This window comes from Paraburkholderia piptadeniae, from assembly GCF_900007165.1.
Classification (GTDB): Bacteria; Pseudomonadota; Gammaproteobacteria; order Burkholderiales; family Burkholderiaceae; genus Paraburkholderia; species Paraburkholderia piptadeniae.
The window spans coordinates 48,715-69,374 of the sequence record NZ_CYGY02000123.1; the positions used below are offsets into that span (position 1 = coordinate 48,715).

At 63.5% G+C, this 20,660-nt stretch carries 15 protein-coding genes and 3 pseudogenes; 4 read left to right on the forward strand and 14 right to left on the reverse strand.

The genetic code is table 11. From position 1 onward, the window contains the following. Nucleotides 1-17: 17 nt before the first annotated feature. A complete protein-coding gene (locus tag BN2476_RS41680; protein WP_087739980.1) occupies nt 18-1,322 on the reverse strand; it encodes a gallate dioxygenase in 1,305 nt (434 codons plus the stop codon). A 557-nt stretch (nt 1,323-1,879) separates the two neighbouring features. Here BN2476_RS41680 and BN2476_RS41685 point away from each other — a divergent pair. Next, nucleotides 1,880-3,133 carry a LysR family transcriptional regulator gene (locus BN2476_RS41685; RefSeq protein ID WP_087739981.1) on the forward strand — a complete coding sequence of 418 codons (1,254 nt, stop codon included), beginning with the start codon at nt 1,880-1,882 and terminating at the stop codon, nt 3,131-3,133. 326 nt (nt 3,134-3,459) lie between these two features. Here the strand turns inward: BN2476_RS41685 and BN2476_RS48950 are convergent. From BN2476_RS48950 to BN2476_RS41750, 13 genes and pseudogenes are all read right to left on the reverse strand, one after another. Next, nucleotides 3,460-3,810 (reverse strand): annotated as a pseudogene (locus BN2476_RS48950) (aldehyde dehydrogenase (NADP(+))); the annotation flags it as partial. A 105-nt stretch (nt 3,811-3,915) separates the two neighbouring features. Next, complete coding sequence (locus tag BN2476_RS41695; protein ID WP_087739982.1) at nt 3,916-4,620, reverse strand: transcriptional regulator NanR; 705 nt, start codon at nt 4,618-4,620, stop codon at nt 3,916-3,918. A gap of 124 nt (nt 4,621-4,744) precedes the next feature. Next, on the reverse strand, nt 4,745-6,127 hold the full coding sequence (gene oiaK / locus BN2476_RS41700) for a 3-oxo-isoapionate kinase OiaK (protein ID WP_087739983.1): 1,383 nt from the start codon (nt 6,125-6,127) through the stop codon (nt 4,745-4,747). 8 nt (nt 6,128-6,135) lie between these two features. After that, the gene (locus BN2476_RS41705) at nt 6,136-7,380 is read right to left on the reverse strand and encodes a ribulose-bisphosphate carboxylase large subunit family protein (protein ID WP_087739984.1); all 1,245 of its coding nucleotides are present in this window, start codon (nt 7,378-7,380) and stop codon (nt 6,136-6,138) included. A 40-nt stretch (nt 7,381-7,420) separates the two neighbouring features. Next, entirely contained in the window at nt 7,421-8,251 is an 831-nt protein-coding gene (locus BN2476_RS41710) for a phosphogluconate dehydrogenase C-terminal domain-containing protein (protein WP_087739985.1), read from the reverse strand. Nucleotides 8,252-8,303: 52 nt separating this feature from the next. Further along, nucleotides 8,304-9,683 (reverse strand): MFS transporter, encoded by a 1,380-nt coding sequence (locus BN2476_RS41715; RefSeq protein ID WP_087739986.1) that lies wholly within the window; start codon nt 9,681-9,683, stop codon nt 8,304-8,306. A 150-nt stretch (nt 9,684-9,833) separates the two neighbouring features. Beyond that, entirely contained in the window at nt 9,834-11,768 is a 1,935-nt protein-coding gene (gene apnL / locus BN2476_RS41720) for a D-apionate lactonase (protein WP_087739987.1), read from the reverse strand. Continuing rightward, a complete protein-coding gene (locus BN2476_RS41725; RefSeq protein ID WP_087739988.1) occupies nt 11,761-12,837 on the reverse strand; it encodes a Gfo/Idh/MocA family protein in 1,077 nt (358 codons plus the stop codon). The genes apnL and BN2476_RS41725 overlap by 8 nt, the downstream gene beginning before the upstream one ends. Nucleotides 12,838-12,839: 2 nt before the next feature. Further along, nucleotides 12,840-13,907: an ABC transporter permease gene (locus BN2476_RS41730; RefSeq protein ID WP_087739989.1), complete on the reverse strand. Its 1,068-nt coding sequence runs from the start codon at nt 13,905-13,907 to the stop codon at nt 12,840-12,842. Between the two features lie 46 nt (nt 13,908-13,953). Then, nucleotides 13,954-15,516 carry a sugar ABC transporter ATP-binding protein gene (locus BN2476_RS41735; protein WP_087739990.1) on the reverse strand — a complete coding sequence of 521 codons (1,563 nt, stop codon included), beginning with the start codon at nt 15,514-15,516 and terminating at the stop codon, nt 13,954-13,956. Beyond that, entirely contained in the window at nt 15,513-16,160 is a 648-nt protein-coding gene (locus BN2476_RS41740; protein ID WP_235851207.1) for a DUF2291 family protein, read from the reverse strand. Before BN2476_RS41740 ends, BN2476_RS41735 begins: the two co-directional genes overlap by 4 nt. A gap of 146 nt (nt 16,161-16,306) precedes the next feature. Further along, nucleotides 16,307-17,245, reverse strand: coding sequence for a D-ribose ABC transporter substrate-binding protein (locus BN2476_RS41745; protein ID WP_087739992.1), 939 nt, complete (start codon nt 17,243-17,245; stop codon nt 16,307-16,309). Nucleotides 17,246-18,005: 760 nt separating this feature from the next. After that, a complete protein-coding gene (locus BN2476_RS41750) occupies nt 18,006-18,902 on the reverse strand; it encodes a hypothetical protein (protein ID WP_087739993.1) in 897 nt (298 codons plus the stop codon). A gap of 271 nt (nt 18,903-19,173) precedes the next feature. On the opposite strand from BN2476_RS41750, the gene BN2476_RS41755 reads away from it, so the two are divergent. The 3 genes and pseudogenes from BN2476_RS41755 to BN2476_RS47385 form a co-directional block, all read left to right on the forward strand. Continuing rightward, on the forward strand, nt 19,174-19,407 hold the full coding sequence (locus tag BN2476_RS41755) for a hypothetical protein (RefSeq protein WP_087739994.1): 234 nt from the start codon (nt 19,174-19,176) through the stop codon (nt 19,405-19,407). 699 nt (nt 19,408-20,106) lie between these two features. Beyond that, a pseudogene (locus BN2476_RS50050) lies at nt 20,107-20,390 on the forward strand (motility-associated protein); the annotation flags it as partial. 3 nt (nt 20,391-20,393) lie between these two features. Continuing rightward, nucleotides 20,394-20,551, forward strand: a pseudogene (locus BN2476_RS47385) (IS6 family transposase); the annotation flags it as partial. Nucleotides 20,552-20,660: the final 109 nt, after the last annotated feature.

The window sequence follows — 20,660 nt, forward strand, 5'->3', positions numbered from 1 at the left end:
CCACGTTCACCGCCGCGTCATTCGTCGTCGCGCGCGCCCTTCTTGTCCCAGCCGAGATCGCCCGCGCCCTTGCCCGCGACCGAGTACAGCGCGCCTGGCGCGTTGCGGGTCCGCTGGAAATCTTCGAGCGACTCGCCGCGCATCGCCGCATAGATGTGCAGGTTCGACACGCCCGTCACCGCACCGAGCTTCTCGAGCAGAAAGAAGATGACGCCGTAGCGCAGCAGCCCCGGCCAGTCGCGCCGGCGAATCAGCTCGCGTTCCTCTGCCGACAGGCCGGCGGCCTCGAAGCTGCCTTCGGGATCGCTGAGGAAACGCGCGCGATGATCCGGCTCGATCATCCGGTGCAGGTAGTCGTTGATCCGATACGCTTTCACCGCAGTGCCGATCGAGAACGGGTACGTGCCCGGCAGCTGCTCGATGCCGTCGAGCTGCGCCGCCATTCGCTTCCGATGACGCTCGACGGCAGACGAATCCGGCTCCGTATCGATGCCTTCGTAGATCGCCGTTGCGATGCCCGTCATCGACGGCAGGTAGTAGCCGCGATGCCTGCAGACGACGCCTGCGGGCAGCGCGCCGCGCATCGCGAGCCACATCACGACTTCGGCGCCTTCGTAGCCGCCGAGCGTCGCGTATTCGGCGATCGTCATTTCGGCGAGCCGCTCGGGGTCCCGCTCGAACAGATCGAGGAAGCGCTGGTCCCATTCGGTGTTGTTGAAGCCCGAGCGCTCGCCGTGCACCTGATGCGACAGGCCGCCCGTCGCGACAATCGCGACCCGCAGGTCTTCCGGATAGCTCTCGATCGCGCGCCGAAGCGCCTGGCCGAGCCGATAGAATCGGCGCGCCGACGGAACCGGCCATTGCAGTACGCCCATTTGCAGCGGCACGAGCTTGACGGGCCACTCGGGACGATGCGCGCACAGCATCGACAGCGGCGAGAAACAGCCGTGATCGAGCGGCCGGTTCTGGAAGAACGACATGTCGAACTCATCGGCCATCAGCGACTGGCCGACGTGCGCCGCGAATGCGGGGTGCCCCTCGATCGGCGGCAGATCGCGCGCGCCGCCGCCCTCGTCCGCCGGCTGCCATTGCGGCCCGACACCGAGCGCGAACGCCGAGTAGTGATCGAAGAAGAACGACGTCACGTGATCGTTGTAGATGAACAGCAGCACGTCCGGGCGCTTCTCGTCGATCCACGCGAACAACGGCGCGAAGTTTTCGAAGATAGGCGCCCATACCGGGTCGTCGCGCTTGTTCTTGTCGAACGCGAACCCGATCGTGGGCGTGTGCGAGGCCGCGATGCCTCCAATGATGCGTGCCATGCGTATGCTCCTTCGTGTTTCCTTGTGTGCCGGGCGGCGCTCGTAGAACGCCCCGTCACCGCTTGAATCCGTCGCTCGAATCCGTGAATCGCCGCTTTGGTTCCGGCGCGGTCGTGCGCCCGCGTGCCGAGCAGTCGATCAGATGGCAGACCGTGTCGCCGGACGCCAATGCCAGCCGTCACGGGTCCAGACAGTACCGATCCAGTGCTACGCGCCGATAGTCAGGGTTAACGCCTACAAACGGTCCGCAACATCCGCCGATACAAGGGCGCACCGCTCGCGCGGCGGCCCCGTAAGCACCCGAAGCGCCCACCGGAAGCGGGCGCCGCGCCGCATCGTTCAGCGCACATTGCCGGACCGTTCCCGGTCTGGTGTGCGTCACGATCGATAAATAAAATAGATACTGCGATAAGCACGACGCAAACGCGCTTGCGCCTGTTGCGCGGACAATCGCGTCGAACTGGTCCATCCGGTGGTCCACGCGCGGCCCGCACTCGCGAGCGAACAACTCGATACCACCACGTCGCTTTGCCGACTGCTACTGTCTCGACAACTCAATGGAACGCACTGACCTTCTCAATCTCGCCGGCCTGCACGCCGTGCAACGCGTCGCCGAAACGGGCAGCGTGAGCCGCGCGGCAGCCGCGCTGTTTCGCGCGCAATCGGCCGTCACGCGCGCCGTGCAGGAGATCGAGGCCGCGCTCGGCGCGTCGCTGTTCGACCGCAAGCCGTCCGGAATGCTGCCGACGCCCGCCGGACGCGCCGTGCTCAAGCGCAGCGAGCGCGTGTTTGCGGAACTCGACGAGCTCGCGCGCTGGTGCGGAATCCGCCAGTCGCGCCGGCGCACCGTGCCCGACGCGGGCCGCCCCGCGTACCTGCTCAACACGCGCAGACTGCAACTGTTCTCGACGCTCGCGCGGCATCGGCACATGCCGAGCGCGGCCCGCACGCTCGGCGTCACGCAGCCAGCCGTCAGCAGCGCGATTCGCATTCTTGAGAACGGCGCCGGCTTTCCGCTGTTCCATCGCCATCCGCGCGGGCTGCTGCTGACAACCGACGGCGAGACATTCCTGCTGCACGTGAGGCGCGCTCTGAACGAGCTGAGCCATGTGTTGGACGACATCGCGGCACTGCGCGGCAGCATCCAGGGCGTCGTGACCGTCGGCGCGCTGCCGCTCGGCCGCACGCTGATCTTGCCCGAAGCGGTCGCGCGCGTCGTCACGCAGTATCCGAAGGTCCGCGTGCTCACGGATGAAAGCGCGTACGAAGGACTCGTTGCGGGGCTGCGCGCCGGCGACATCGACTTCATCCTGGGCGCACTGCGTGCGAACGACGCGGCGAGCGGTCTGGAGAACGAGCGGTTGATGTCGGAGAACCTTGTCGTGCTCGCGCGGCGCGGTCATCCGCTCGCTGCCGCTCGGAACCTGTCGCTGCGCGAGCTGACGAGCGCTCAATGGATTCTGCCGCGCACGCATTCGCCGGCGCGCGGCCTGTTCGAAACCATGTTCCGGCGGATGAAGCTGAAGCCGCCGATGCCGACCGTCGAAACCGCCGATCTCGCGATCATTCGCGGCCTGCTGCTGCACACGGACATGATCGCGACGCTGTCCGCGCAGCAACTGCATTACGAATGCGAGTCCGGCCAGCTGGTCGCTCTCGACGTGCCGATGCACGACACCCGGCGCGATATCGGGCTAACGCTGCGCGCCGGCAGTCCGCCGTCACCGGCCGCGCGTGCGCTGATCGACGCGATACGTCTCGTTGCGACCGAGGTCGCGCGCGCGCCGCACGCGGCCGAACGCGCACAATAAACGTAACGCTGACCGATCCGCGCGCAAGAACACCGAAAACGACACGGGACCAGTCAATCCGATCGGCCTCGCGAGCAGGACTTCGTTCAGCCGGTCCCAGACGCCCGCGGCCTGCCAGGCCGTAGACGGCGCGACCAGCTCAGGGAATATGCACACGTTCTAGCCGGATTCCCGACTGACCGATCCGCGACGTCTTCCGGCTTCGATGCGTTGCGCGTTGGCGCGATTTCATGGCAACCCACCTCCGCGAATGGCTTTGTAGGGGACTGCGCTGCTTAAATGAGCGCCCCCTGTCGCCACTGCTTGGCAGGTTGCGATATCAGGAATCACGCGATGGAATCCACTGCTTGCGCAGGCGCGACCATTTCCCCATCGACAAGACGCCAAACGCCCAACGGATTGCGTGCCTTCACGGCATCCGGAAGCAACGCATCAGGCAGATCCTGATAGCAGACTGGGCGCAGGAAACGGTCGATCGCCGCCGCACCGACCGAGGTGAACATCGGGTTCGAAGTCGACGGGAATGGGCCGCCATGAACCATCGCGTGGCAAACTTCGACACCCGTCGGAAATCCATTTGCCAGAATGCGGCCAGCCTTCCGTTCGAGCAGCGGCAACAGCCGCTGCGCGTCGGCGTAGTCGGCTGAATCGATCTGGAGCGTGACCGTAAGTTGTCCTCGATGTGCTCCGCTACTCAGGAAGACCGCAAGCGAAATGACGACGGATTGATGATTGGATGGGCGGACAGTGTTGCAGGCACCGCTTGTCGGGTCCAGATACCCTTATTTGCTCAATTTGCGGTATAGCTCGTTGGCGCGGGAAAGATGAGCATGCATGGCGGCGGCGGCGGCATCACCATCGCGCTTCGCGATTGCATCGACGATCCGCTGATGTTCGGACAACGTGAGTTTCTCGGCACCCGGAGCACGAACCATTGGACGATAGTATTCGCCCGCCCAACGAAACAGCGATTCGACGATCGACGGAAAAATCGGATTGCCGCTGATCCTGGCGATCTCGCGGTGAAACGCCATATCGCGCTCGATGAACTCTTCGAGATTCACCATCGACGCGCGATGCTGCGCCACGCTCAATTGCAGCCGCGCGACGTCTTCTTCCGTCGCACGCTCGGCGGCCATGCGCGCGGTGCCCGTTTCGAGGAACAGGCGCGCGTGCTTCAGATGTTCGAGCATCTCAGGGTCCGTGCGCAGCAGATGCATCGCGCCGCTCGCGATCTGGCCGATCAGGCGATCGGCCGTCGGCACGACGACGCGCGCGCGCTCGCCATGCACGATCTCGACGATGCCGGATCGCTCGAGCGTCTGCAGCGCCTCGCGCACGGCAGGCCGCCCGACGCCATACATTTCCATCAGTTCGCGCTCGGACGGCAACTGCGCGCCGGGCGCGATTTCGCCCGAGCGTATACGCTCCATCAGCCGGTCCACGACTTCCTGGTACAGTTTCCGACGCGGGATGATCTCGCCCATTACATTTTTGCTTCAAGCTTCTGGTGTAATGACAATACCATACACTGGTCGATCGTTGCGAGGAACCGCAAGCTGAGTCGGATGCGATCCGCGCCACCGGATACCCCCACATTCGCATCGCTTTTCAGCCCATTTCGCGGCCCTGCCTCACCGCGCCGAAAAACGACGCACCGCCGATCTGCCCGCCCTTCAGGACGATTTCCAGTCCATCGCGCTGCACCGACTTCGACCACGCGCGGCACAGCGGGGCGCCCGGCGACAAACCTGCGGCAACGCTCAACGCATCGATACCCAGCGTGCTCGCCACTTCGCCCGAACTGTCGCCGCCCGCGACAACCACGCGTGACATCGGCATCCGCTCCAGCAAGCGGCGCATCACTTCCGCCAGCGCGCCGCCGACATTGCGCGCGGCCTCGTGGCGCGTGAGGCCCACGTCCCGCGCGATTGCGTCGAAGCCGATCACGGCCTGATCGTCCGGACCTTCCGCGCTGTGCACGATTGCGCTGATGCCACGGCGCAGCGCATCGGCGGCAACTCCGACCGCGCGTTCGAGCTCCGCGCCGCCCGCTTGCGAATCGAGCGCGCGCCGCAAATCGAGCCGCTCGACGTGAAAGCCGTTCGCGCGCGCCCACGCGATCTGTGCAGCCGTAACGGGCGAGCAACTGCCGCTCACGGCGGCAATCGCATCGACGGGTTTCGCGACGGGCAGCGAAGGCTTCGCGGGCAGCCAGCCGCGCGAGCGCCAGTATGCCGCGAGCGCGTACTGCAGCCCCGACGACGACGCGCTGAATACGCCCTCGCCGCGCCGCTCCCACACGAGCCGTCCCGCTTCGGCGAGCGTCTCTTCGTCGAGCACGTCGATCACCACGACAGGCGGGTCGTCGGCGCTGAGCGCATCGACGCGCGAGATACCGTTGCCCGCGCGCAATTGCAGCATGTCGATCAGTTCGACGCGGCGTGGCGTCTGCCGGCCGAGATGCACGCGCAGATCCGCTTCATCCATTGGCGTGACGGGATGGCGCGACATCGTCGGATGACGGTCGAGGCGATAGCCCGTGCCGTTCACGGCCGCGAACAGATTGCCGAACATCTGATAGCGTTTCAGACGCGGCGCGCCGATCACCATCGGCGACCAGCGTGCGCGCATGACGTTCACGCCGATGTCGATGGCCGCGCCGATCGAGCCGACTTCCGGTGACGAGTCGAACGTCGAGCAAACCTTGTATTGCAGGATCGGCGCGCCGAACGCCGCGAGACTCGCGAACGCGGACGGCAGCACGTCGCGCATCCATGCGGGATTGCGTCCGCGCGACGAACCGGCCAGTCCGATGCAGCGCGCTTGCGGAAAGCGCGCGAGCAGATGAGGCGTCGGCGTGTCGAGACACAGGACCGTCGGCACGCCGGCCGCCGTCATCGCTTCCATCGCGTCCGTCGATCCCGTGAAGTCGTCGCCGTAGTAGGCGAGCAGCGGACCTGCGGGAAAATCCGCTTGCGCTGAATCCGTCATACGCGAGCTCACTTCCAGAAACCGAGCGCCGCGCGCAGCGCTGGATTGCGCTCAGCGCGCTTGTCGAGCGGCACGCCTTCGATGGCTGCGACCCATGCCTCACGCAGCGCTTCCACACCTGCAGCCACGCCCTGCGGATGGCCGAAGATGCCGCCGCCCGCTGTATGGATCAGATCGGCACGGCCGAGCGCGGCATAGGTATCGGCCGCCTGCAAACCAGTTTGACCCGAACTGAACACGGGCATCGCCGTCATCGGCGCCTCCGGCATCACGGGCGCAAGCACTGCGCGTGCGGCAGCGATCACGCTCTCGTCGGATTCGCTGAACTTGTTGCGCAAGCCGTTCACGTGCAAATGATCCGCGCCCGCAAGCCGCCAGATCATCTGCCACGGCGCGTAATCCCAGCCGAGTTCCGGACTGCGCGACAGATAACCCCAGCCCGCGCGATGCGCATGAATCGGCAGTTGCGCGTGCCTGCGCAATTCGTGCAGACCGACGAGCCCCACCGAATTGAGCACCGCCATCACGCAAGTACCGCCGTGCGCGAGCACGAGATCGTGACGCCGGCGCATCTGGTCGAGATCGCCCGTCAGGTTGAACGCGACCATCGCCTTTTTGCCCGTGCGGTCGGCGTGCTCGTTGACGACGCGCATCACGGCCTTCACGCGTTCGTCGAATGGACAATGCGGCCCGTCGGCCTGCAACTCGTCGTCCTTGATGAAGTCGATGCCGCCCTCCACCAGTTCGCGCACCTGCTGCGCGGTCGCTTGCGGCGACAGCCCGACGCTCGGCTTGATGATCGTGCCGATCAGCGGACCATGCATGACGCCGGCGAGCTTGCGCGTACCGTCGATGCCAAACGCGGGACCAGGATACGCCGCCGCGAACGACGGCGGCAGCGTCAGGCCGGTAAGCCGCAAGCCCGACACCTGACGCAGCTCGAACAGATTGCCCGCGATCGTCGACATCAGGTTCGGCAGCGAAGCGCCGAAGTTTTCGATCGGCCACGACAGTTCGAGCGTGCAGCGCGTGTACACCGCCGATTGCATGCCACCCGGCAGGCTCGGCGTATCGACGGTGTCGAGAATCTCGAGCCGCTCGACGCGCGCGCCCGAACGCGCCTTCAGTTCGGGCGTCTCGCCGGGCAGCGCGACGAAGGTGCCGCTCGACTGTTCGCCGGCGATGACTTCGGCGGCCCGGCGCGGATCGTCGCCCGTTTCGAGCCAGTAAGTAGCGTGAATGCGTTCGCTCACGATGCAGTCCTGTTCAAGGTCAAGAGAAGAAAGCCGCGCATCACGTAATGCGGCGAATGCTTTCCGCGATCTCTTCGCGCTCGAACACGCCTTTCCAGTCGTCGCGCATCAGGCGCGGCTTGCCGAACTCGATCGCCTTGTTGCACGCATCGGAGAACGCACCCGGAATTTCCTTGAAGATCACCGCGCTCAGGATGTTCATGTGGCCGAGCAGAAAATCGCGCGCGGCCTGTTCGGGCACGCCGCGCTTGACGGTCTCGTCCATTGCTTCGCGCATCACGTAGAGCAGCGTCGCGCAGATCGTCTCGGACAGGCCCGGCTCCAGTAGCGCCATCTGTTCGACGGTCAAACGGTACGAACGCAGGATCGGCTGATAGATCGTCTTCGCGACATCCTCGCCGAGATCGAATGCCGACTCGGGGCCTTGCATCAGCGCGCTCGTGATCGACTGCTTCGCGTACGCGCCACCGAAGAAATCGCGGCGTGCTTTCGGATCGTCGTCGTTGTTGAAGATGATCGGATGGCACGGATGCGCGACGAAGTACGTCAGGTCCGGCCTGTCGGGCAGATGGCCGGCGAACGGCGCGGCGGCGTCGAGCGTCATCACCATCGTGCCCGCCGGCAGCTTTGGTGCGATTTCGTGGCTGAGCTTGCCGATCAGCGTGTCGGGCACGGCGAGGATCACGACCTGCGCGCCGTCGATCGCGGCATCGACGGATACGCAATCGATGTTCAATTCGTCCTTCAGGCGCTTGCGGCCCGCGTCGCTCACCTCGACATGCGCGACGCGATAGTCCGACTTCAGCAGGTTGCTCGAAAGACGGAAGCCCATCTTTCCGCCGGCGCCGATCAGTGCGATTTTCTCTTTCATCGTCCTCTCTCCTTGCAGGGGTACGTCATGTTCATGGATATCGGTTGAGGGGTCAGCTCGCGCGCGGGTCGAGCGCGACGGCTGCGTGTTCGTCCTGCGCCCGCGTGCGGCGCTCGCTGCAGAACGCGAACGCGAGCACGGCGCTCAGCAGCATGAAGGCGCCGACGACGAACATCGGTGCGTGATACGAGCCCGTCGCATCCTTCAGCGCGCCCGTCACGTACGGCGCGACGAAGCCCGCCAGGTTGCCGACAGTGTTGATGAGCGCGATGCCCGCGGCGGCGGCCGCGCCCGACAGGAAGCGCGCGGGCAGCGCCCAGAAGTTCGGCAGCGCGGAGAAGATCGCGCAGGCGGTGATCGTGATGACGGCAACGCTCGTCGAAGGCGACTTCATGTAGAGCGCGAGCGGAATGCTGAGCGCGCCGACCAGCGCCGGAATGCCGATGTGCCACGCGCGCACGCCGTGCTTCGTCGCATTGCGGCTCCACAGGAAGAGCACGATTGCGGCAGGCAGATAAGGAATCGCCGTAATCAGGCCTTTCTGGAACACGTTGAAGTGCGAGCCGAACTGCGTCTCGAAGCCGCCGATGATGGTCGGCAGAAAGAACGCGAGCGCATACAGGCCGTAGACCAGGCCGAAGTACATCAGCGAGAACATCCACACGCGACCGCTCGTCAGCGCGGCGCCCGCGTGATGGCGATGCCGCGTGCCGTTCGTTTCGCGCTGACGCTGCTCGGCTTCGAGTTCCGCCGTGAGCCACGCCTGCTCGGCGGACGTGAGCCAGCGTGCCTGCGAGGGCCGGTCGCTCAGATAGAACCACGCGACGATGCCGACGAGAATCGCGGGCACGGCAACGCCGAGAAACATCACGCGCCAGCCGGCAAGACCGAACAAGCCATGTGCTTCGATCAGCAGCGCGGCGAACGGCGCACCGATCACGATCGTCAGCGGCTGCGCGAGATAAAACAGCGCGAGGATATGGTTGCGATGGCGCTGCGGCACCCACATGCTCAGAAAGAGGATCGCGCCGGGAAAGAAGCCCGCCTCGGCGACGCCCAGCGCAAAGCGCAGCCCATAAAGCCCCGGCACGCTGCTGACCCACGTAAAGAGCAGCGCGACGATGCCCCACGTCACCATGATCCGCGCAAGCCAGCGGCGCGCGCCGAACTTGTGCAGCGCCAGGTTGCTCGGCACTTCGAGAAAGATGTAGCCGATGAAAAACACGCCCGCCGCGAAACCGAACTGCGCGGCGTCGAGCCCGAGATCCTTCGTCATGCCGTTCGGGCCGGCGAACGAAATCGCCGTGCGGTCCAGGAAGTTGATGAAGAACATCAGCGCGACGAACGGCACGAGGCGCAGCGAAACCTTGCGGATGGTCGAGCGCTCCAGTGCGCCCGGGCTTGCCTTTTCGGCGTGCGTGGCAGTTTGCATTGCGTCTCCTTCGATAGGCTCGCGACTTCGCGCGTTCTCACACATCACTCATGTGCCGTGATGGTATGATGAGTAGACCATTCTGAGCAAAAAACAGGCACTGGGTTTACTACCGAGATGTTCTTGGCCTTTCGTTGATGCGATGTTCGGTTACGGAGGCCCGGACGTCGCGATCAGGCACGCGAACGGGCGAACCTCGATGCGCTCGCCGGATGCAAGGCGCTTTTCCCGACCTTGCGGCGATACTTCGTCGATCACGACGGCATCCAGGGAACCGCGAATCATGTCGCGCAAATCCAGTCGCACCGCATGCGACGCGTCGGTCAGATTCGCGATCACCAGGTGAATGTGCCCGTACGCGTCGCGCGCCGCCACGCACGCGATCTCGCGCGGATTCACGCCCACGCACATGAGTCGCGTCGCGCCGGCCATGCGCGCCAGCGCCTTCGCCACCTTAAACATCGGATAGCGCCGCACGCCGTCGCTCACATCGGCGAGACCGCGCGCGCCTGTGAGCGCGCCGAGCGTCAGCGTGTCGATGCGCGCGCCCGCCAGCGCCGCCGCGTAGCCCGCCAGCCACGCGCCGCCGAACAGCGCGCGCTGGCGCGGATCGCAAGCGGCCATTGCGATGCGCTCGCCATGCGGATTCGGCATCACGCGTGAGCCATATGGGTTCTGCCGCATGCCGATCGACACCGGGCCGATCGAATACGGCTGCGCGCCGATCAGCGCGCGGCATGATCGCGTGATGTGCGCAATGGCCTCGAGCGTCTGCATCACGCTGCGATCGTCGGCGGCGTGGACGATCGGACACGTTGCGTGCGTCGTCCAGTCGACGAGTTCGAGCGGCGGGCGCTTGCGATTGAGTTCGGTGAAGTAGCTGAGCATGCCGCCGCCGATCCGCAAGCGCGGAAACGCGCGGCGCGCTTCACGGTACACCTCGTCGAGCGCGGGACACGGCGGACTGACACTGCCTGGCGGATTCGACTGCCGATGCACAGACGGACTGACGACAATGCCCGTCAGTGTCAGTCGCGACGCTTCGATCAGCGACGCAAGCGCATCGAATTCCGCACGCGGCACGTCGACGCCCGGCAGCGCGCATTCGAGCACACAGGGTATGCCGCTGTGCCGCTGCAATGCGGCGAAGCGTTCGAGTTCGCGCAAGCCATCGCCCGCCGTCGGATCGAAGCTGAGCGTTAGTTGATGCGGCGCGAATTCGGCCAGCAACGGCAAGTGATCGAGCGCAATGTCGATCTCGTCTGTCGCGATGGCAATGCCGAGCGCGGGCATCGGTTCATCCGCGCTTTCGTTCGGATCGACTGTGACGACGCGGTCCTCGGATTCGTGCGAGGCAGGCGGCGCAAGCGTTGCATGTGTCGTCTCTTCGACGCCGAGCGTTACAGTCTGTGTGAACGTCGCCCCCGCATCGAGCGTGAACGGCCACGGCAACGCCAGCGGCCGCGAATACGTCTTGAACGATGCATCTGACCAGTTGCGCTGATCTTCCAGCTCGAACACGTCGCCGGTGAACGCGCAGCGCACGGTGAGTCCGCACGGCATGTCGTGCGCGATCGAGCGGATATTCTTGAACGGTTGCCACGGAACGATCAGCGCGGGAAACGCCGCGCTTTCGCGCGTGCCGTCGCCGTGTTCGACGCGCGCGGGCGCGCCCGCCACGCCGTCCAGCGGATGCAGCACGCAGAAGCCGCAGCGCGCCGTCAGAAAAGCGTCGTGTGCGGTCACGGTCGCGCTGAAAGACAGCGCGCGATCCCCCGCGCAATCCATCGACAACGCGTAGCTCAACGCATGTCCATCCGGATTCGCGCAGTGCGCGCGATATGCGACGCGAAACCCGCTCTCCGTCTGATCGATCTCGACGCCGCTCAACACCGGGCGGCACGTTCCCCAATCCTTGTCGCGCACCAGAAACGCCACCGCGCGAATCACCTCGACATCGCGATAGCGAATGTCGTGCAGCGAGCCATCGATCAGCAGCGCGGACCACGGCCCCGCTTGCAAACGCCGCGCTTCAGCAACAGGCTGGCTCGTGCCGTAATAAAGCTTTGCGAGATCCTCATTCATCGCGCAATCTGCCGATGCTCGATGTCGCGCATTCCACGCTGCGCCCTTCGCGCGCGGAAAGATACGTCGCTTCGACGAGCGCGAGCGTGCGCAGATTGTCGCGACCGCTCGTCGCCGGTTCGCGCCCGCTGCGCAAACACTCGATCCAGTGCGACTGGATATTGAGCACACTGCCCTGAATCGCTTCCCAAGGCGCGCTCGCCCACGACAATGCAGGCGGCGTCGCATCGCGCACCTCGGTGCCCATAGTCGTGTGAATCTGCAACTGGTAATCCGCCATCAGCCGCAACGTGCCCGCCGAGCCGTCCACTTCGATGAGCGTCTGCGGAAACAGATCATGCGGCAAACGCGTCGCATAGCTGCAATCGACGATGCTGTTCACGCCGCTTTCGTGACGCAGCATGATCGTCGCGACGTCTTCGCCCTTGATCGTGGGATTCACACGCGAGGTGCTGGCCGTCACGCGCGTCGCATCGCCGAACAGAAAGCGCGCGATATCGAGAATATGAATGCCCAGGTCTTCGACGATGAACCGCTCGCCTTCGGCCAGATACGGCTGCCCGCTGAATACATCGAAGGCCGAGCGAAACGACACGCGGCCCCAGAACGGCTTGCCGATTTCGCCCGCGCGCAGCGCAGCGCCGACGGCCTGAATCGCGCTCTGCCAGCGAAAGTTTTCGTGCACCATCAGCGGCACGTTTGCTTCGTCGCAGGCAGCGACCATCGCGTAGGCATCGTCGAGCGTGCGTGCGAACGGCTTCTGGCAAATCGTCGCGACGCCCGCTGCCGCAGCCATTTCCACCAGCGCGCGATGGCTCGCCACCGTCGTCGCGATATCGACGAAATCGAGCCGCTCTTCGCGCAGCATCGTAGCGGCATCGGTGTAAAGACGCTCGATGCCGAATTCGCGGCCCGCGGCATGCAGGCGCGACTCGTCGGCATCGCACAGCGCGACGATGTTCGCGCCATCAATGTCCCGCCACGCATGCAGATGATTGCGCGCGAAGAAGCCGCAACCGATCAGCGCGCCATTCAGTGCCCCGCGATCACGAAGCGTGGATGCGCTCATCGTCACGCTCCCGTCGCGGCCTGCTTCTGCAGCGCGAAGCGCTGCTGCACGCGGCGCTGGATCTGATCGACGACCACGGCTGCAACGATTACCACGCCTTTGATGACCGTCTGCCAGAACGCGCTGACGCCCATCATCACGAGTCCATCGGAGAGAATGCCGATCACGAACGCGCCGATTATCGTGCCGCCGATCTTGCCGCGCCCGCCCGACATCGACGTGCCGCCGAGCACGGCGGCCGCAATCGCGTTGAGTTCGAAGGTTTCGCCGCTCATCGGATGCGACGCGACCAGTTCCGAAGAAATGATCAGCCCGACGATCGCCGCGCACAGCCCCGAGAACATATAGACGAACATCTTCACGCGGTTCACGCGCACGCCGGACAGTTGCGCCGCTCGCTCGTTGCTGCCGATCGCGTAGATCTGCCGCCCGAGCGGCGTGCGTCCCGCGATATACGCGGCAATCACGCCGACCACGACAAGCAGCCAGATCGTCAACGGAATGCCGAGTATCGTCGCGCTGCCGAGAATCGGGAAACCCGTGGTGCCGTAGTCGGGGTTGCCCGTGAGGTTCGGAAACGTCTCGCCGCCCGACGACAGCAACGCCGCGCCGCGCGCGATATACAGAGTGCCAAGCGTCGCGATGAAGGGCGCGACATTCAGGCGCGTGATCAGCAGCCCGTTGATCGCGCCGACGGCCACGCCCGTCAGCAGCGCAACGACGATCGTTTCGGGCACGCTCAGATAGAGCGTGTATTCGTCGCCGAGCGGAATGCCGTGCAGGATCAGCCCGCCCGCCACCATGCCCGACAGACCGACGATCGAGCCGACGGAAAGGTCGATGCCGCCCGCGACGATCACGAACGTCATGCCGATCGCGAGAAACGCATTCAGCGCGACGTGCCGCGACATGATCAGCAGATTTTCGATGCTGAGAAAGTTGTGCGCCGCGAACGAAAAAAAGATCGCGACGGCAAACAGCGCGATGAACGTGCGCAGTTTGAGCAGCAGCAGAAGCGGTGCTTCGCCGATGCTCGCGCCCGGTGCCTCGCCCTTGATAGCCATCGTCATGAATAGTCTCCAGTGTGTTGCTGGATCAGCTTTGATTCGTGCCGCGTCAGGCCGCGGCGCGATGTTCGGGTGCAGCCGTGCGATGTCCGACGGCAGAGGCCGCGACGAGCGCATCCTGCGTCGCTTCGGAGGCGTCGAACTCGGCTGTCACGCGCCCGTTCGACATCACCAGAATGCGGTCGGACAGCGCCATCACTTCTTCGAGGTCGGACGTCACGAACAGAATGCCGAGTCCCTTCACGGCGAGATCGCGCATCACCTTGAAGATGTCGGCCTTCGCACCGACGTCGATGCCGCGGCTCGGCTCGTCCATCAACAGCACCTTCGGCGTCGTCATCAGTGCGCGCGCGATGATCACCTTCTGCTGATTGCCGCCTGATAGCGAACTGACGGGCAGCCGCCAGTCCGCGACCTTGATCGCGAGATCGCGGATGTATTGCGTGATCGAACGTTGCTCGCGCTGCGTGCTGATATGGAATGCGCGCGCGAAATCGGTGAGGCTCGAGATCGTCATGTTGTCGCCGATGGAAAGAATCGGCAGTAGCGCATCGGCCTTGCGGTCCTCGGGAATCAGTGCGAGACCTTGCGCGACGCGGCGCGCAATCGGCTTGCCGGCAAGCGGCTTGCCGTCGAGTTCAATATCGCCCGTCGCATGCGGATGGCAGCCGAGAATGCACTCGAACAGCTCGGAGCGCCCCGCGCCCATCAGCCCGTAGATGCCGACGATTTCGCCCGCATGCAGCGACAGCGACACGTGATCGACGAGCAGCCCGCTGCCTTTGCGCGGCAACGATACGTCGCGCACCGTCAGCACTTCTGCGCCGCGCTCGTGACCGATGGGGCGCGAGAAATCCTTCGTATCGCGGCCGACCATCTGACGCACGATCCACGGCACGTCCACTTGCGCCATCGGCTGGTTGCCGGTGATGCGCCCGTCGCGCAGCACGGTAATGTAATCGCCGATACGGATCAGTTCTTCGAGCCGGTGCGAGATATAGACGATCGCGACGCCATGCGCCTTCAGGTCCGCGATCACCTGGAACAGCACTTCCACTTCGGCCGCGCTCAAGGCCGACGTGGGTTCGTCGAGAATCAGCACGCGCGCATCGTGAGCGAGCGCTTTCGCAATTTCGACAAGTTGCTGCTGGCCGATGCGCAGGTCTTCGACGAGCGTATCGGGGCTCACGTCCAGTTCGAGACGCTTGAGCAGTTCGCGCACCTTGCGCCGCTGCGCGTCCGCATCGATGTCGATGCCCGCGCGCGTGATCTCGTGCGCGATGAACACGTTCTCGGCAATCGTCAGGTTGGGGAAAAGATTCAGCTCCTGAAACACGATGCCGATGCCATGCCGCAACGCCTCCGCGCTGCTCGTCAGTTGGATCGGCTTGCCGTCGAGCAGCAGGCGCCCCGTGCTCGGCTGTTCGGCGCCGGCGATGATCTTCATCAGAGTCGACTTGCCCGCGCCGTTCTCGCCGACCAGCACATTGACGGCCGCGCGTCGCACCGCGAAGTTGACCTCTTTCAGCGCAACCGTGCCCGGATAAACCTTCGTCACGCCTTCGACGTGCAGGATCACGTCGTCCACTTCCATCGCGCTCGCCTCGCTCATGACTTGCCTCCCAGCGCGACGGCGAGCGGCACGATTTCGGGCTGATCGGCCGACGAATCGTACGAGAACGCGCCCGTCACCGTGACGGGCTTGCCCTTGAGCGCATCGCGCGGCAGCGGCTTCATCACATGCGTGGCCGCATAGCTGTTCAGCGCGGTGCCGAACTGCGCGTATTCGATCTGATTGCGAAAGCTCGTGAACGAGATGAAATCGAGCGTGTCGCGCAACGTGGTGCCCAGTACGGTCGGACCGATATCGACGATCACATCGGCTTTGCCGTCGCCATCGATATCGACCCCCACGGTGCCCTGGCTCGATTGCGTGTCCACGTCGACGATCGTGCCGTGCAGCTTCGTCGGGAAATTCCACGGCGCGCCGTCGTCCTTGCCGCGATAGCCGTATTTCTTGCCCGCCGCGTCCGGGTCCGCCTTGATCGCGTCGCGCAACGTCGCGTAGTCGGTCGCGCGCTTTTCGACGTCGGGCACGATCTTCGTGCTCCACATCGACGCGACCATCGCGTTCGGATCGTAGCCCGCCGACGCATACGCGTCGCGCGAATTCTTCGATGTCTGTGCGTCGTGTTTGATCAGCTTGCAACCTTGCAACCCCACGCTCGCGGCAATGACGGCGATCGCCGCGTACATGCAACTTCTCATGGATGACCTCACGGTACGCCGGATGAGAAAACTGATGTCTGTTGATGACGCAACCCGGATGAAGCAGCCCGGTGATGCGAACCGGGATAAGGCACGGGGATGCGCGCGGCATCCCCGACAGGCAAAGCGATGAATCAGCGCAGCGCGAACATGTCGAGCTTGCCGGCGTTCGCCTTCGTGATCAACGAGCAGTTGATCAGCTGCTTTTCGGGTTTGCCCGTCGAACCCGTCTTCATGTACTTGTCCGCCTGGTCGACGGCTTCCGTCGCGGCCTGCGCGGCGGGTTGCAGCACGGTCGCGCGAATGTCGTTGCGCATGATCGCGTCGCGCACGTCGTTGCTGCCGTCGAAGCCGACGACAATCACGTCGGAGCGCTTCGCCGCTTTCAGCGCGGCGGATGCGCCCATCGCCATCGTGTCGTTGCCCGCAATCACACCTTTGATGTCAGGATGGCTCTGCAGGATCGTTTCCATCACGCGATACGCTTCCGTCTGACTCCAGTTCGCCGATTGCCGCTCGACCATCTTCATGCCCGAAAACTGGTCGATCACGTCGTGATAGCCCTTCGAACGAATACCGGCATTGATGTCCGCCTCGCGTCCGACGAGCTCCACATAGTTGCCCTTCTCGCCCAGCGCCTTGACGAACGCACGCCCGCCGAGCTGCGCGCCCTGATAGTTGTTCGACACGATCTGCGACACGGCGATGCCCGTCGCGTTGATTTCGCGGTCGATCAGGAACGACGGAATGCCGGCGGCCTTCGCTTTCTTGACGGCGGCAATCGACGCCTCCGAACCGGCGTTGTCGAGAATGATCGCCTTCGCGCCACGCGCGATCGCGGTATCGACGAGATTGGACTGCTTGTTCGCGTCGTCGTCGTGGACGAGCACGATCGTGTCGTAACCGAGCGCCTTCGCGCGCGCGTTCGCGGTATCGGCTTCGGCCTTGAAGAACGGATTGTCATGCGAGGGGGTAATGATGGCGATCAGGTTCGCCGCCTGCGCGGCGCTGCTTGCGCCGACGACCGCCAAGGTGGTCAACGCGAGCGCGAGCCACCGCTTCGATGCTTTCATCGTCTTGTCTCCAGTCTGGTTAAACGCCTGTGCACTGCCTAAAACCAGTCGACGGTCTTTTCTATCGCTAACTTCTACTCATCACATGTGCCGTCATGATGTCATCATACCAGCTACCGTTCAATCGACAAGGGAGAATCGCGTCAGGGTTTTCGCCTACTTACTATGCGGGAGGCCTGCGATGGGAGGCACGGGATTCACCGGCCGGTACCTCGATATGCGTTGAATTGCAGTTGGTGAACAGGTACACGTGACGAGGTCGCGCTGCGGGCACCTGACCAACCGCGTCAGAATCGTATCGGTGCCGGCTCGCGTGTCTGCCGTTCGGTCGCCAGCCAAAGCTGGTCGATCCGGATCACGGCAACTATTCCCGCAGCCATGTCGCACACTCACCTTGGGGCCGAACCCGGTCAGCAACGCGTGGTGGGACCACGCATGAAGTCGGTCACGATATCCTGCATCGTGCCTCTCGCCGCCATCGTGCTGCACGGGATGCTACGACTTCTTCTTCGTCTCCGGGCAATTCTGTAACGACAAGCATGCACAGATCCGCGTAAACCGCTCCTATCGATATGTTATCCTAAGTGTTTATTAACTTAATTTATATAGAGTTAGTCGTTAGTCGCACGTTAAACCTGTGAAAGGTAACTAAACCGGCTGCGGTTATGCAGGTTCGGGCTTTCCATGTCGCACCCGGTCAGGAAGACCAGCGCACATGGCACGAACGCGCAGGCGCAGCCTGCGCAAACACGTTGCACATCTATGGCCCAACCGTAATCAGGAGCGTGATGTCGACGACGTAATCCGGCGGCGGCGCGCCTGGCCCGAAGTCTCCCGGCAGATAGTGGAACCTGCCGCCGTAGTGAATCGTGTGCGAGCCTGTTGGCAGCGGTTTCAGAATCAGGTAGTAGCCGTCAGCTGCGGCCGTGCCGGTTCCGTAAATGTGTTCCGGCAATCCAAAAACCCAGCGCAACGCTGCGCTGAAATTGAACTGGCCGGTCGCGACGCGATACGCGCTAATCTCGGTGACGGGTACATTGTCGATAATGACGAACAAGTCCTGAATCCGGTCAGCGAAGCGGCCGGCAATGGCCCGTTCCCCCGCCGCCGTAGATGGGGTGTACGTGCCGGGCGGCAGCAGTGTCGAAGAAAAAGTGTCGAGCGTCGCCAGCAAGATGGACGTGCCCGCAGGAATAACTTTCGCGGACTGGTCGCAAACCTGCGGTGTATTGGGCACGTCGAGCGCGTGAAAGTAGGAGCTCGGTGTGGCCCAGTACCAGACGTTACCGCTTTGGCCGACCGAGATAGGACGTGTACAGTTGATTAGCGGGTTCGGAAAAAAGGGGCCGTTGTCGATCAGGTTCACCCACTGCCAAAACGAGACCACCCACTGACGGTAGGTTTTCCCCTCGAAGCGCGCATAGCGTGGGACGACGTTATGATTTCCAGCCCCCAACCGCACTGCGAGGTTGTTGACGGCGGTATCGGCGGAGTCGATGACGGCTCTGTCGACGACTGCCGTGCTGGCTGCACCATCGGTGCCGCTGCCTCCGCATCCGGCAAGCGCTGCTGCGATCGTTGCGACGATGGCCGCTGATCTCCATGCCCTGGTGACTCGCGGGACAAGGGCAGCGAGGTCCTGATCTGTGTCCGTCATCACGCTCTCCTACCGGCTCTAGTTGCTCTGCTCCAGCCGTTCGCGTTGTGTGTTTTTTATAGACTTCTGTTACGAACATCGTCGGACAAAAGGTGGCGGCTTTTGACGGGTTTTCCGGTTCACACGACTGGCGAGGACGTAGCGTTTGACGCCTGGTTTGGACCAGGTACGCCAGACCTGAGAGTTCCTCGTCGCACCGCCCCTTTCTCGTGGTAGCGAAACATCGGGCTATCAGCTTAGAGTGACTAACATTCAGCGTCGCGAGGTCGCCATGATTCTTGAAGACGAAATGCGGGACCTCCGGCTTGCTGACAACGCCATTGCGGCAGCGCGGTCTCGAATCGGCCGTCAGCTCGAGTTGCTACAGGTACTCGAGAGAGATGGGCACGATACTGAGCTCGCCGAAAAACTTCTCGCCGAAATGCGGCGCACACTCCAGACGATGATTGAACATCGCGCGATCATCGCAACGGCTATCGGCAGCATAAAGTCAAAGAAGCCGTAGCTGCCTCAGCGACGAAGGAGCGATCGCCGTGCCCGGTTGAGCGCTGCCGGAAAGGCCTTGCCGTATCCCGTGCTGTTGGAGCGACGACGGGTGGCGCAGCCGTCCAGACAAATCCGCGTCCTGTCGCGCTGCAAGGTCGCGCGGATGTAATCGCGACGCGCGACACACAGCCCGTCACGTCATGCAGCTGAAAGTTCAAATGCTGTCGGTGCGGTTCACTCTTTTCGTGCATTGATCTTTCGACTGTCTTCGTGCAAATCGTCAGAATTTGCACGATTCGAGCGATTCCGCCTAACGCGGCCGCCCGAGTACTGCGGCAACTGCCGCAGCTGCCGCTCTCCTCGCATCAAGGGCGCGAGTATCGGATTCGCGGATTTGCGCCGCCGCCAGATGCGGTCCGCACCCTGACCACAGACCGGCCGGCGAGCCGTCGTCGGTGTTCTGGTTCAGCCAGGAGCCGCAAGACCTGCAGCGGTACTGGATATACCGCGCTATCGGCTTTTGAGGCGTACCAAAAACGCCACTTCCGACCCGTTGGAGATCTTCGTGAGGAGGGACTTTTGACGGGTTCCCGACCAGCATTTGGCAAGCAAGACACGCTTTCATGGTCGCCCCCTTATCGGCGCCGTTCGGTCTACACATTAAGCATACGTCGTACCGGCGAAAAATGAAGGCCATACATTGCGCCGCGTCTGACACGGCCATTTGCCCGTGCTGATTCAACCGTTCAGCTGCTGTGCATTTTCGGCGCGGCAATCGGCGCCTTCGTTGTCAGCGATCCCATTTTGGCGCTGAAGAAAACCATCAAGGCTTTGGCTGCCTGGTTCAGGGACGCGGTTATTCGCAGGAAATCTATCTCGAACTGCGCCGATCTATGAGCTGCTTCAAAAAGCACGCAAGGAAGGAATGATGTCGCTGGAAGCCGGCTGAATGCGCCGGAAGAAGGCGTGCTCTTCCAGAAATATTTGCATGTTCTGAAAGACGTGGTGACGAAAACAAAATCGCTTTATCACGGCCACCGGTTCCCCGCGATGGTCATCAGCCATGCGGTGCGTAGGTACTTCCGGTTCCAACTCGGCCTGTGCGACATCGAAGAGTTGCTGTTTGAGCGGGAGTGACGGTCGGCTACGAGACGATTCGCCGCTAGCCCCGGCGCGGAGCCCCACTTTCGCGCAGACCCCATATAGAAAGAAGCTGCCGCCAGACTTCAACGGCAGCTTCATCGTCTATATCGCTTCAGATTATTGGCCCGT

What these genes read in the sequence shown, in the direction of transcription:
- BN2476_RS41755 (WP_087739994.1), top strand. Translation starts at nt 19,174, where the DNA reads ATGATTCTTGAAGACGAAATGCGGGACCTCCGGCTTGCTGACAACGCC.
- BN2476_RS41730 (WP_087739989.1), bottom strand. Translation starts at nt 13,907, where the DNA reads ATGACGATGGCTATCAAGGGCGAGGCACCGGGCGCGAGCATCGGCGAA.
- BN2476_RS41715 (WP_087739986.1), bottom strand. Translation starts at nt 9,683, where the DNA reads ATGCAAACTGCCACGCACGCCGAAAAGGCAAGCCCGGGCGCACTGGAG.
- BN2476_RS41740 (WP_235851207.1), bottom strand. Translation starts at nt 16,160, where the DNA reads ATGTACGCGGCGATCGCCGTCATTGCCGCGAGCGTGGGGTTGCAAGGT.
- BN2476_RS41710 (WP_087739985.1), bottom strand. Translation starts at nt 8,251, where the DNA reads ATGAAAGAGAAAATCGCACTGATCGGCGCCGGCGGAAAGATGGGCTTC.
- BN2476_RS41750 (WP_087739993.1), bottom strand. Translation starts at nt 18,902, where the DNA reads ATGACGGACACAGATCAGGACCTCGCTGCCCTTGTCCCGCGAGTCACC.
- BN2476_RS41695 (WP_087739982.1), bottom strand. Translation starts at nt 4,620, where the DNA reads ATGGGCGAGATCATCCCGCGTCGGAAACTGTACCAGGAAGTCGTGGAC.
- BN2476_RS41680 (WP_087739980.1), bottom strand. Translation starts at nt 1,322, where the DNA reads ATGGCACGCATCATTGGAGGCATCGCGGCCTCGCACACGCCCACGATC.
- apnL (WP_087739987.1), bottom strand. Translation starts at nt 11,768, where the DNA reads ATGAATGAGGATCTCGCAAAGCTTTATTACGGCACGAGCCAGCCTGTT.
- BN2476_RS41735 (WP_087739990.1), bottom strand. Translation starts at nt 15,516, where the DNA reads ATGAGCGAGGCGAGCGCGATGGAAGTGGACGACGTGATCCTGCACGTC.
- BN2476_RS41745 (WP_087739992.1), bottom strand. Translation starts at nt 17,245, where the DNA reads ATGAAAGCATCGAAGCGGTGGCTCGCGCTCGCGTTGACCACCTTGGCG.
- BN2476_RS41685 (WP_087739981.1), top strand. Translation starts at nt 1,880, where the DNA reads ATGGAACGCACTGACCTTCTCAATCTCGCCGGCCTGCACGCCGTGCAA.
- BN2476_RS41725 (WP_087739988.1), bottom strand. Translation starts at nt 12,837, where the DNA reads ATGAGCGCATCCACGCTTCGTGATCGCGGGGCACTGAATGGCGCGCTG.
- oiaK (WP_087739983.1), bottom strand. Translation starts at nt 6,127, where the DNA reads ATGACGGATTCAGCGCAAGCGGATTTTCCCGCAGGTCCGCTGCTCGCC.